Consider the following 12,561-nt stretch of genomic DNA (forward strand, 5'->3'; position numbering starts at 1 on the left):
CACCTGCAAAAAATGTGGGAGTGCCGCAGAGTCAGGTTCAACACCCGTCTCTCAAAACAGGCTTTGCACCTGCTCCAGTACCGCGCGGTTCATCTGGCCGGTGTGGGTGTGCAGACTCACATAGCTTTGCAACATGTCGAGCTTGGTGTTGAGCAAGTCTCGACGCGCCTGGAATACCCGCTGCTGGGCATCGAGGATGTCCACGGTGGAGCGCACGCCGCCCTGGAAGCCCTTCTCGGTCGAGGCCAATGCGCGCTGATTGGACTCCACCGCCCGCTGCATCGCCTTGCTCTTGGCGAACCCGGCCACGACGCCCAGGTAATCGGTCTCGATGTCCTCGGCCAGTTGTTGACGCTGCACGTCATAATCGGACTGGGCACCGGCCAGCTGCGCCTCGGCCTTCGCCACCGAAGCACGCACCGCGCCGCCACGGTACAACGGGATATCCAGTTGCACGCCGACGTAATAGGAATCCTGGCGCGGGTCGAGTTCCTGGTACTGACGGGTTTCCCGGCGGGTCAGTTGGGTGGTCAGCGACAAGGTCGGATAGTGCCCGGCGCGCTGGCTGTCGGCCTGGGCCTCGGCGACTTTTACCGCCGCCAGCCGGGCGGCCAGTTCGGGGCTGGCGTCGCGGGCAATCGCTGTCCAGTACGGCAAATCCTGTTCCGGTGGAATCGGGCTGCCAGCGGCCAGTTCTTCACGCATCGGTTGGATGTCATCGATCGGCACGCTGGCCCGGCCGGACAAGGCCCGCAACGCCGCCACCCGGCGAGCCTGGGCTTCGGTTTCCTGGGCATCGACCAGGTCGAGCCGTGCCTGGGCTTCATCGATATCGGTGATCGCGCCCTGGCCGCCCTGATAAAGCTTTTTACTCTGGATGACCAAGCCATTGATGGCCGCCTTCTGCTGGGCAATCAACTTGATTTCGTTCTCGGCCCGCGCCACGTCGAAATAGCCCTTGGCGACCCGGTCATACAGGGTCTGGCCGGCCACATCGAACACCTGGACACCCAGTTGCCCGCGCGCCTTGCCCTCCTGGTAGGCCGCCCAACGCCCCTTGTCGTACAGCGGCTGTTGCGCCGCCAGGGTGACGCTGTTCGCCTGGTAATCGTTACTGTTGACGTAGCTGCGGTCGTCGCCGCCATCCGTGCGCCCACCGTAGCCGTAGCGTGACGTCAATGACACCTGCGGGTAGAGACCGCCCCGACCGATCGCCTCCTCATGCCTGGAAGCATCGAAGGCGTGGGCGGCGGATTGCACGGTTGGGTCGTTGAGCCGCGAGGCATCGTACGCAGCAGTCAGGCTCAGGCCACCCTCGGCCGCCCAGGCGGGGCTGATCGCCGCCCAACCGGTGCACAGGCTCAGCAGTACCCGGACGCTGTAACGGTGACGGTCGGTCATGTTCATTCCTCCTTGAAGGCCGCCAGCAAGCGTTCGCGCAAAGGCTTCATCAGGTAGTTCATCAGGGTGCGTTCGCCCGTCACCACCGTCACATCGGCGAGCATCCCCGGGCGTACCAGCAATCCGGCGCCCTGCAACGCCGCCACGGTGTCGGCGGGAATCTCGACCTTGGCCGAGAAGTACGGCTGGTGCGTCTGCTCATTGATCAACTGGTCCGCCGACACCGTCTTCACCGTGCCGGTGACCGTCGGCGTGTCCACCCGCTGCAGCGCGGTGAAATGCACGTGCACCGGCAAACCCGGACGCAGTTTATTCGCCATCAACGGTTCGAAACGGGCAGTGATTGCCATCGGCGCATCCAACGGCACCACCTGCATCAGGGTCTGCCCGGCCTGCGCGACCCCTCCGACCGTGTGGATGCTCACGTCCATGACCTGTCCGGACGCCGGCGCACGGATTGCGCCATTGTCGACTTCAAACTGCAAGGCGCGGATCTGATCAGCGTACCCCGCTGCTTCAGCGGAGACTTCACTGAGCTGGGTTTCGGCATCGCGGCGGAACTCTTGCTGCGCCTGCAACGCCTTGAGCCGGCTTTCGTTGATCGCCTGGCGGGTCCGGCCAACATCACCCACACCCGAGGCGATCTGCCCCGCCAGCTGCGCCGCATTACGTTCGGCCTCGAAGAGCTTGTTGCGCGGCACGTAGCCCTCACGGGCCAGGTCACGCAGCCCTTCGAGTTCCTGCTGCTGGAAGCGCATCTGCGCGTCGTAGTTACGCTTGACGCCTTCGTAGCCGAGCAACTGCTGCTGCAACGCCGCTGCCTCGTGCTCGATGATCTGCAAGCGGCTGCCCAGCTCGGCGCGGCGGGTCAGGAACAGCTGGCTCTGCAATGCCATGGATGCCTTGACCCGCGGCTCGTCGGCGCGCGCGAGCAGTTCTTCGGGCCACTGGATCTCGGCATTGCCCAGGCGCTCGGCGATCAACCGGGCCTCGATGCTGCGATCGTTGAGCAACTTGCCCAGGGTCACGTCCAGTTGCGATTGCGCCTGCACAGTATTGAGCTGCACCAGCAATTGTCCCTGGGTGACACGATCACCGTCGCTGACCAGCAGCTTTTCCACCACACCGCCGACCAGCGACTGCACGGCCTTGCGTTCGCCCGCCACCACCACGGTGCCGCTGCCCACCACGCCTTGGTCGAGCGGTGCCAGGCAGGCCCAGAGCAGGAAGCCGCCCAGGGCCAGGACCAGAAAGCCCACGCCATAGCGTGCCGCGCCTCCGGCGTCGGTGCTGGCGCTGGGTGGCTTTGCGCTGCCGAGTACACTCAGCCCCTGTTCACTGTAGGTTTGCGCGCCAGGCGTCAGATCACGCATCTTTGCCCGCCTCCCTGACTGCTGCCGGCCGCGGCCCTGGCATCAACGCCTTGAGCACCCGGTCCCGCGGACCGAACGCCTGTTGCGTACCGTCCTTGAGCACGAGGATGTGATCAACCACCGCCAGCACATTCGGCCGATGGGTAATCAGCACCACGGTACTGCCCGCAGCCTTGAGCGCATTGATTGCCTGCACCAGCGCCAGCTCGCCGGCTTCATCAAGGTTGGAGTTGGGCTCGTCGAGCACGATCAGCGACGGGCGTCCGTAGAGCGCGCGAGCCAGGCCGAGGCGTTGCTTCTGTCCGCCCGACAAGCCCAGCCCGCCGGGGCCCAGCGGCGTGTCGTAGCCCTTGGGGAACCGCAGGATCATCTCGTGAATGCCAGCATGGCGCCCGGCGGCGATGATCTTGTCGGCGTCCTGCTCGCCGAAACGGGCGATGTTGTCGGCCACACTGCCGTCGAACAATTCGATGTCCTGGGGCAGGTAGCCGAGGTGCGGGCCCAAAGCGTCATGGGTCCACTGGCTGATCTCGGCGTCGTCCAGGCGCACCGACCCACCCATGGCCGGCCATACCCCGACCAGCGCCCGGGCCAGCGTCGACTTGCCGCTGGCACTGGGGCCGACCACGGCCAGCACATCGCCTTTCGCCAGGCTGAAGTTGATGCCGCGCAGGATCGGTTGCGTGGCGCCGGGCGGACCGACGTAAAGTTGTTCCAGACGCACTGCACCGGTGGGTGGCGGCAACGGCATGCGCAGGCGTTCGCGCGGATGCTGGGCCAGCAGCTGGCTCAGGCGTTGGTAACTCTGGCGCCCGGCGTTGAACTGCTTCCACGAACCGATGGCGATTTCCACCGGCGCCAGGGCCCGTCCCAGCAACAGCGACATCGCAATCATCATGCCCGCCGACAACTGGCCTTCGAGCACCAGCAGCGCCCCCAGGCCCAGGGACAGAGACTGGCCCGAGATGCGCACGAAACGCGTTGCCGACGTGATCCGCGCACCGCGATCGCTGGCGTGGGCCTGGGCGGCAATGATGCGTTGCTGCAACAGGCTCCAGCGTTGGCGCAACGGCCCGAGCATGCCCAGGGCCTGGATGACTTCGGCATTGTGCAACGTGCTGTTGACGTAGATCGACGATTGCACGCCCAACCGATTGGCCTCGCCCAGGCGCGTGCGCGTCGCCAGTTCGCCCCACAGCGCCAGGCCGACCAGCACCAGGGCGAGGACCAGCGTCAGCACACCAAACCAGGGGTGAAAAATGAACGCTACCAGCAGGAAAATCGGCAACCACGGTGCATCAAGCAGGGCGATCAGGCCCTGGCCGGTGATCAACTGCCGCAAGGTGGTCAGATCAGTGAGCACCTGGGCCGGGTTGGCGTTGTGCTCGCGCAGGCTGCGGGCGAAGGCTGCGTCGAAAATCCGCTCGCCGAGAGCATCGTCCAGTCCGGCGCTCATGCGGATCATCACCTCGCCGCGCACCCACTCGATCAGCGCACTGAACATGAACAGGCCCAGGGCGATCAAGGTCAGCATGAACAGCGTGGTTTCGTTGCGACTGGTGAGCACCCGGTCGTACACCTGCATCATGTACAACGACGGTACCAACACCAGCAGATTGATCACACCACTGAACAATGCCAGCGACCAGAACACCCGGCGATAGCTCAATAAAGCGGCATCGATGTCATGACGCGGATCGAGAAGCAAACCCATAGAATGTTGCCCGCAAAAGAAAGAGTCGGTCCAAGACGCAATCCATCGCGAGCTTTCTGCCCGAAGGCATTGGAGAAACATTGCCGTGCCGCTATCAGTGACGATCCTCGTCGCTACAGGCGCCAATAACTGACAACGCCGGCACGGGTTAGTGCCGGTTCGCCGGGCTGGGTTTTTGCGGTGGGTGACAGGCGGAGGTGCCGCGCTGCGAGCCCCGGGTTTCCAGGCCTCGAACGGGCTTGCGGAGTGGATTTGTTGGCGCCAGCAAGCCGGCGCCAACCAGGAAAAACCAGGCGCCTGGCTAGCCGAGGTAAGCGGGCCGACGGGCACGCTGACCAGCCAAGGTCAGCCACGCAAACAGCCCCATGGGAAAGATCCGCCAGACGCTCTGCCGAGGCAGCATCCAGCGCATGCGCGATAGCGGTGGATCAACACCACCCTCTTCACCGCGCCAGCCCTTCAGGCCACCCCCTGCGCCTGTTGCAGATGGCTGGAGCGGAAATCCTTGGGCGACAGTTCGAAGTGCTTCTTGAACGAACGGCTGAAGTGGGCCGAGTCGGTGAAGCCCCACTTGTAGGCGATCGAGGTGATGGACTCGTCCCGCAGGAACGGATTGGTCAGGTCGTCGGCACTGCGCTTGAGCCGGGCCCGCTGGATGTAGCGGCAGACGCTGTCATCCTGTTCTTCGAACAAACGGTACAGGTGCCGCACCGAGATGTTCAGGCGATTGGCCAGGCCCACCGGGCTGAGGCCGGGCTGGGTCAGGGACTCATCGATGACCTTCTGCACATAGCTGCGCAGATGGCTGCCCTGGAGCGCCGCGCCATCGTCGCGGGGATCGGTGGTGTGTTCCAGCGCCGAACCCAGCAGCGAAACAAAGGCACTCTGCAAGGCCTCACCCTCGCCCGCGACCCCCTCGCCCTCCGGCGTGTCCTTGCACAGCTGGTCCATCAGCACATGCAACATCCGCCCGCAGGCTTTGCTCGAAGAGATCTTGCCAAAGGTCTTGCTCTCTCCACCCAGCTGCCGCGACACCTCATGGCGGGACAAGGACAGCACGGCGTGCTCGATCAGGCCGAACGGGCTGATCTCCAATGCGCCCGCCGAATCCATCAATAACAGTTCGCCAGGGGCCAACTGGATGCTCGATCCGTTTTGGGTGATGCGGCAGTAGCCACTGCGCTGGCTGACCAGCAAGCAATCCTGGTCATCGTCGTGATCCGGATTGGGTGTATGACGCTTGATGGAACCGGCATTGGTGCGCAGGTTCGACAGGGACAGGCCGGCGCGGCAGAAATTCGAGACCTGGCCGATGAACAACGCACGATTGAAGGCCAGTTCCGTCTCGAAATGCCCACAAGTGGCGCGCAGATCCCGGTTCCAGGATTCCAGCCCGTCTTGCCCAACCTGTTGCATGCTCATGGCGCTCTCCGCGGTGGCTTATTGTTTTTGTGCGGCAATAGTTAACATGTTATCTATATGCACGCAACAAGTACCTGATCGCCAGAGCAGTAGCAGGATTGATGCCAGGGCACACAACAGGATCAGAGGTTGCCCAGTACCCGTTGCAAGCCGCTCAAGGTCGTCAGCAAGGCAGCGCGCTGCTCGCGGTCGAGGGGAATGTAGCGACGAAAGGCCGGCATGCGATTGACCACTTCGCTGCCACCCATGTGCTCCAGGCGCACGCACCACTGTTGCCCTTGGAGGTCGATGCGCAAGCGCTTGAAGTCCAGCGGCATGAGCGCTTGATACAACCCGGGATCCTGTTCCACGGCCGCCTGTAGCCGGGTCGCCAGCGGCGTGTCCCCACTGCGCTGGCGACAATGAATGCCGCTGCGCCGAATGGCCCCGCCGTGGTGCAGTTCCAGGCGTGCCGTGCCCTGCGTCGAAGCGGGCACGTGCAGCACGAATTCGGTCAGCACCAGGTGCATCAGCAACTGCGACTCGGTGCGTTCGACAATCTCCAGCTGCAGGCCGCCGTCATCCGTGACAACGGTCGCCAGCGCCGGCGCCGACGACTCGAATCGCGCCAACCCGAGGTTGCGTCGCAAGTGCTCCAGAGTCACCCCGGGCCGATAACCGGCCGGGGCGCGTCGGGCGCTGAACAGCTCAGACAGTTTCTGCAGCACGGTCATCAAACGCATCGACAGGTTGCCCTGGCTCATGGGAGAACTCCTTGGCCAGCACGTCTTCCACCGACGCCGGCTTGAATGGATTGACCTTCTGCACCACCAGGGTCCAGAACAGGGCGTACGCCGCGGTGCCACCGAGCATCACCGCGAAAGGAATGTAGATGTCCGCCGGGTTCATGCCCGGTGGCGTGATGAACCACATGCCCAACACGATGCCGACGCTGGACAGGAGCTGCGGCAACGGGAACCACGGTGAACGATAGGCCCGTGGCAGGTCGGGACGGCGAATCCGCAGGCTGACCACCGACACGGTGACCAGCAGATAGGCAAAGCTCCAGGCACACACCGCCGCCAGCACCAGGTGCATGATGTTGTCGGTATTGCCGCCGAGCCACAGCGCATGCAGGCACGGAATCAGCGCCGCCACCAGGATGCACAGCAGCGGCGTCTTGAAGCGCGGGTGCAGGTAGGTGAAGACCTTTGGCAGCGCGCCGTCCACCGCCATCCCGTAGAGAATCCGAGGCACGCCGGCCATCAGCGTATTGATGGTCGCCGCGCCGGCAAACAGAAAACCGATTCCCAGCCACAGCGGGCCGATATCACCCATCACCTGTTCGGCGAAGCGTGGGATCGCCATCGGTGTGTCCAGCAAGTGCACGCCACTGGCGGTATCCAGCAGCACATTTTCCACCTGGCGCTTCATCGCCGCGCCGTAGATGAACATGCACGAGGCGACACTCAACAATCCCAGGATCATCGCCTTGGGCATGACTTTGGCCGAGTTGCGCAGGTCCGGCGCCAATGGCGTCACGAACTCGCAACCGACGAACATGAACATCGCCATGCCCACCAACGACAGGATGGTGATCAGGTCGGTGCCCACCAGCGAGACGCCGAACCAGCCTTCCAGTTGCACCGCCGGCGCGGCGATCAAGCCCAGCACGCCGAACACCATCAGCGTCGTCCACATGCCGAAGGTCAGGATGATCTCGGCGCGTCCGAAGGCGCTGACGCCGAAGGCATTGAGGATGCCGAAGACGATGACGAACCCGACCCCCAGCAACCAGGAGCCACCGGCGGACTCGGCCAGGGTATTCAGGTGTTCGAAGTTCACCAGCGCCATGACCCCTGAAAGAATCGTTTCGGCGGTACCGGCAAACACATGCACAATCAGGTAGGCCGACAGCGTGCCGGTGATCGCGAAGAAGCGCCCCATGCCACAGTTGATGTAGTCATACACCGAACCGGTGGTGGGCAGGATCGACGCGGCCTCGGCGAACGTGGTCGCCTGGGCCAGCATCATCACCACGGCAATCAGCATCGCCACGGCGAAGGCGCTGCCGCCGATACCGAAGCCCATGGTCGCGGTGAGAATCACCGGGCTGGCCATGATCAGGCCAATGGTGCTGGCCAGGGCGGTGGGGAAGCCCACCGTACCCCGGTTCAAGTGCGCGGTGAGCCGGTCATTGATCGACATGGTGCAGATCCTCGAAAAGCGATTTTTAGTAGGGATGCCACTGCCGTCCAGGAGCCGGCATTCAAGCCCCCCAGCCAGTCCCTGATCGAAACGGCGTTGCGTGCAGCCTCACTGTGCGCCGCCCCGTAACAGGCGTCTTGCCCATGTCTGCCGCCGGTCTTGTTGCTGCCTGCCAGCACCCGCCACCTGGCGGACTGGATCAATTGCATGGCAGCCAGATGAAAGACTTCCCCGCGTCCAGCTCCCCTTAATGCGCGCTCAGCCGTCCTATCACACTGGGGGAAACACCATGGAGCACACACGCCATACACCGTCGCTGCGCAACGCCATCGGCCTGGGGATCGCCCTGCTGATCGACGATTCGTCGGCCCAGGCCTATGCGCTGTACGCCGACCAGGACACCACTGTCACCGGTAACTTCCTGGCGGTCTACGGACTGTTCAACAGCCGCAAGAACTACGACGCCGCCTCCGGCGGTTCAAGTTGGCGAGAAGGCTTTATCAAGTATGGCCTGAGTATCGACCAGACACTCGCCGGCATGGGCAACGTCTACGGCACGGCCAACCTGGTCAGCTCCGGCACCTGGGGCGATGGCGATCCGGCGGGCCTGAGCGACGGCTCCGAACGCACCACGAAGTTCGATGAAGCCTTTGCCGGCTGGCGCTCGGGGGACCTGTTCCCGGTGCTGGGCAAGGATGGCATCGACCTCTCCTACGGGCGCCAGGTGATCACCCTCGGCGATGGTTTCATCATCAACGACGATGGCTTGAACCTGGGCAAAGGCCCGGCGGACGGCGAGTTCAATCGCGGCGGCGCTTATTACCTGGCGGCCCGCCATGCCTTCGACGAGACCGCCGTGCTGCGTCTGGGCGCAAAGGATGGTGTGCACGGCAGCCTGATGTGGATCAAGTCCGACAACCGCGCCCAGGCCAACACTGAAATGGCCGCCGGCACCCTGGAATACACCCGCGCACCCGGCACCCTCGGTCTGACCTACGTCCACGGCATCGACATCGATGACCACTACGCCAGCGACTTCCAGAAGCAGCGCGAAGGCATGGACATCTACAGCTTGCGCGGCAGCGGCTCCGCCGGCATCGAGAACGCCCACTTCGCCTTCGAATACGCCTGGCAGGACAAGGACGCTGGCGCGCAGAAAGCCTGGTACACCGAAGCCGGCTACACCTTCGCCGACCTGCCGTGGACGCCGGACCTGACCTACCGCTACAGCCGCTATTCGCAGGATTGGGATTCGATGTTCAACGGCCTCAGCCGTGGCTACGGCACCTGGTTCCAGGGTGAAGGGGCCGGCAACTATGCCGGCCCGTTCAACAGCAACACCGCCATCCAGCACATCGGCCTCAAGCTCAAGCCGACGGACAGCGTGAGCCTCGGCGCACTGCTCTTCGGCTACAAGACCCTGCACACCCGCGAGGCGCTGAACCTCGACGGCCGCGAGCTGGACCTGTATGTGGAATGGGCCGTGAGCGAGCACCTGATCATCACGCCCCTGCTAGGCCTTTACACGCCGGAAAAGGGTGAGAACAGCGGCGGCAATCAGGTCGGTGGCAGCGGCACCAACGTCTACAGCCAGGTGGTGGTGGCGGTGCCGTTCTGAATGTGTCGGGAGCGGCCAGCTGCGGCTCCCACGTCGTCACTGTTTATGCTGATGCAGCATCGTCTGGATCTGGTGCGTTGCCTGGCGGGTGCTTTGCGCCAGTTTGCGCACCTCGTCGGCGACCACCGAGAAACCGCGCCCGACTTCGCCTGCCCTAGCGGCTTCAATCGCCGCGTTCAAGGCCAGCAGGTTGGTCTGGTCGGCGATGCCCTTGATCACCCCGACCACCGTGGCGATCTGGGCGTAGGTCACCTGGTTCTGCTCCAGCATGCGCTGGTGGGTGGCCTGGGCCGAGCGCTCATCGCTGATGTCACGCACCGCGCCGATCACGCGGACCAGTCGCCCGTGTGCATCACGCACCGCGCGTCCGCGTTCACGGCACCAGATGTAATCGCGGCTCTTGTGGCGCATGCGGTACTCGAAGACGTATTCGCCGCAGCCCTGGGCGCCAAGGACCTCGCGGTCAAAGATCGCCATGATCTTTGGCAGGTCGTCCGGGTGAGTGATGCCGACCTGGGCGTCCCAACCGTCGGGCAGTTCGTCCGCCCCATAGCCCAGCAGCGCGCGGAACTGGCTGGAGAAACGCATGCTGCTGGCCGGATGCTGGAGGTCGCCGTTGACCACGGTGATGTCCCAGCAGCCCTCGGTCAGGGTCGATTGCAGCAACTCCCAGATCTGCGCTTCCTGACGGTATTGCTGTAGCTGCTGATGGTGTTGACCCCGTTGGGCTTCCAGCCGCTGTTCGCGCCCTAGGGCTTGCTCCAGTTGCTGACGCAGCGTCTCCAGTTCGCGTTCGTCCTGCTGCAACCGGGCAGTGTGTTCCTCCAACTGCTTTTCGACCTGACGACAACGCTCGGTGGCACTCGCCATTTGTCGAGCGTGCTGGGCCAGGCAGGCGTGCAGCCGTGGGTACCCGTCGAGCACCGCTGCGTCGTCGGTGTCGCCGGCCAGCACGCGCTGCACCTGGGTGATCAACACCAGCTTCTGTTTTTTGGTCTGAGGAAACATCGCCCGCTCCTTTGCCCATCAAGTCGAAACACTGATCTGACCGCAAACCGGTCCCGCTGGCTTGTTCCTGGCTGCAAGGGGCTTTGCTCCCGGCTGCCAGCTTCAGCCATTGGCAGGCACAGACATACGCCGCGGCAGGCACAGTCAAGCCGCAGCGCCCGGGGGCGATTACCCTCGGGGCTTTCCCTTGTTCGCGATCAGGAAACACTCATGAGCGATATTGCCCTGCTGCCCCAGGTCGAAGCCTTTCTCGGCCGATGCCACGCACTGTTCATCGACGGTCGCTGCGTCGAAAGCCAGAGCAGCCAGACGCTGGACGTCATCAACCCGGCTACCGGCCAAGTCATCGCCCAAGTCAGCGATGCCAACCCCGCTGATATCGATGCGGCGGTGGAATCGTCCCGGCGCGGCTTCAGGCAGTGGTCCCGGATGGCACCGGCAGTCCGGGGCCACGTGTTGCTCAAACTGGCAGACCTGCTGGAGCAGCACCGCGAGGAACTGGCGCAGATCGAAACCTGCCAGTCGGGAAAAATCATCCACATCTCCCGCGCCTTCGAGGTCGACCAGGCAGCGCACTTCCTGCGTTACTACGCCGGTTGGGCCACCAAAATCAGCGGCGAGACGATCACCCCGTCACTGCCCTCCTTCGCCGGTGAGCGCTACACCGCGTTCACCCTGCGCGAACCGGTCGGGGTGGTGGTCGGCATCGTGCCGTGGAATTTCTCCACCATGATTGCCATCTGGAAATTGGCGTCGGCGCTGGTGACTGGCTGCAGCGTCATCATCAAACCCAGCGAGTTCACGCCGCTGACCATCCTGCGCATTGCCGAGCTGGCGATTGAGGCGGGTCTGCCGGCTGGTGCGTTGAACGTATTGACCGGTGGCGGCCAGGTGGGCAAAGGGTTGATCGAGCACCCCGGCACCCACAAGGTTTCGTTCACCGGCTCCGTGCCGACCGGCCTCGCCGTAGGCCAGGCGGCCATGGGCGCCGGGCTGACCCGGGCGACCCTGGAACTGGGTGGGAAGAATGCGGCGGGGTTCCTGCGCGATATCGATCCGCAGGTGGCGGTCAACGGCATCATCGAAGCCGGTTTCCTGCACTCGGGGCAAATCTGCGCGGCGGCGGAACGGTTCTTTGTCCATCGCTCGCAGATCGAACCGATCATGAACAAACTGGCCCGGCGGCTGGGCCAACTCAACATCGGCTCGCCGCTGGACGAACGCACCGAGTTCGGCCCGGTCACCAACCGCCAGCATCAGCAAAAACTCGGCGAGTTCTTCGCCAAGGCCCGGGCACAGAACAACACCATCGTCCATGGCGGCAAACTGATCGAGGGGCCTGGCTGCTACGTCGAGCCAACGATCATCCTCGCCAACCGCCGCGACGATGCCCTGCTCCACGAAGAAACCTTCGGCCCGATCGCAACCTTCTTTCCCTACGACACCGAGGAGGAACTGCTGGAACTGATGAACGACACGCCCTACGGCCTCAGCGCCAGCCTTTGGACCAACGACCTGGGCAAGGCACTGCGCATGGTGCCGGCCATCGAAGCCGGCACGGTCTGGGTCAACATGCACACTCTGCTCGACCCGGCCGTCCCCTTTGGCGGTAGCAAGTCTTCAGGGATAGGCAGGGAATTCGGCAGCGCCTTCATTGAAGACTACACCGAGTTGAAATCGGTGATGATCCGCTACTGATCAGCAGTGCCACTGTGGGTGTACTCGATATTTATGGACGCCCCGATACCTGTGGGGAGTCGAGCTTGCTCGCGATGGCGTCATGTCAGTCGATAGGGTGTTGACTGATCCACCAGCTTCGCGAGCAAGCCCACTCCCAC

At 63.8% G+C, this 12,561-nt stretch carries 8 protein-coding genes and 2 pseudogenes; 2 read left to right on the top strand and 8 right to left on the bottom strand.

What is annotated here, in order from left to right:
• Positions 1 to 51 precede the first annotated feature (51 nt).
• The 6 genes from J7E36_RS12260 to J7E36_RS12285 all read right to left on the bottom strand — a co-directional run bounded on the left by J7E36_RS12260 (position 52) and on the right by J7E36_RS12285 (position 8,097).
• Complete coding sequence (locus tag J7E36_RS12260) at positions 52 to 1,401, bottom strand: TolC family outer membrane protein (protein ID WP_215003183.1); 1,350 nt, start codon at positions 1,399 to 1,401, stop codon at positions 52 to 54.
• A 2-nt stretch (positions 1,402 to 1,403) separates the two neighbouring features.
• Positions 1,404 to 2,774: an HlyD family type I secretion periplasmic adaptor subunit gene (locus J7E36_RS12265; RefSeq protein WP_215003186.1), complete on the bottom strand. Its 1,371-nt coding sequence runs from the start codon at positions 2,772 to 2,774 to the stop codon at positions 1,404 to 1,406.
• On the bottom strand, positions 2,767 to 4,488 hold the full coding sequence (locus tag J7E36_RS12270; protein WP_215003188.1) for a type I secretion system permease/ATPase: 1,722 nt from the start codon (positions 4,486 to 4,488) through the stop codon (positions 2,767 to 2,769). Before J7E36_RS12270 ends, J7E36_RS12265 begins: the two co-directional genes overlap by 8 nt.
• 459 nt (positions 4,489 to 4,947) lie before the next feature.
• The gene (feaR, locus tag J7E36_RS12275; protein ID WP_215003190.1) at positions 4,948 to 5,910 is read right to left on the bottom strand and encodes a transcriptional regulator FeaR; all 963 of its coding nucleotides are present in this window, start codon (positions 5,908 to 5,910) and stop codon (positions 4,948 to 4,950) included.
• 122 nt (positions 5,911 to 6,032) lie between these two features.
• Positions 6,033 to 6,653, bottom strand: a complete 621-nt coding sequence (locus J7E36_RS12280; protein WP_215003192.1) for a DUF3156 family protein — start codon at positions 6,651 to 6,653, stop codon at positions 6,033 to 6,035.
• The gene (locus J7E36_RS12285) at positions 6,598 to 8,097 is read right to left on the bottom strand and encodes an APC family permease (protein WP_215003194.1); all 1,500 of its coding nucleotides are present in this window, start codon (positions 8,095 to 8,097) and stop codon (positions 6,598 to 6,600) included. The genes J7E36_RS12280 and J7E36_RS12285 overlap by 56 nt, the downstream gene beginning before the upstream one ends.
• A gap of 289 nt (positions 8,098 to 8,386) precedes the next feature.
• Here J7E36_RS12285 and J7E36_RS12290 point away from each other — a divergent pair, with 289 nt between their 5' ends.
• Positions 8,387 to 9,715, top strand: a complete 1,329-nt coding sequence (locus tag J7E36_RS12290) for an alginate export family protein (RefSeq protein WP_215003196.1) — start codon at positions 8,387 to 8,389, stop codon at positions 9,713 to 9,715.
• A 54-nt stretch (positions 9,716 to 9,769) separates the two neighbouring features.
• Here J7E36_RS12290 and J7E36_RS25575 read toward each other — a convergent pair.
• A pseudogene (locus J7E36_RS25575) lies at positions 9,770 to 10,033 on the bottom strand (methyl-accepting chemotaxis protein); the annotation flags it as partial.
• Positions 10,010 to 10,723 (bottom strand): annotated as a pseudogene (locus J7E36_RS25375) (PAS domain-containing protein); the annotation flags it as partial. The pseudogenes J7E36_RS25375 and J7E36_RS25575, both read right to left, overlap by 24 nt.
• 210 nt (positions 10,724 to 10,933) lie before the next feature.
• Here J7E36_RS25375 and J7E36_RS12300 point away from each other — a divergent pair.
• Complete coding sequence (locus tag J7E36_RS12300; RefSeq protein WP_215003200.1) at positions 10,934 to 12,421, top strand: aldehyde dehydrogenase family protein; 1,488 nt, start codon at positions 10,934 to 10,936, stop codon at positions 12,419 to 12,421.
• Positions 12,422 to 12,561: the final 140 nt, after the last annotated feature.

Source organism: Pseudomonas fluorescens (assembly GCF_018614775.1).
Lineage (GTDB): Bacteria > Pseudomonadota > Gammaproteobacteria > Pseudomonadales > Pseudomonadaceae > Aquipseudomonas > Aquipseudomonas fluorescens_BY.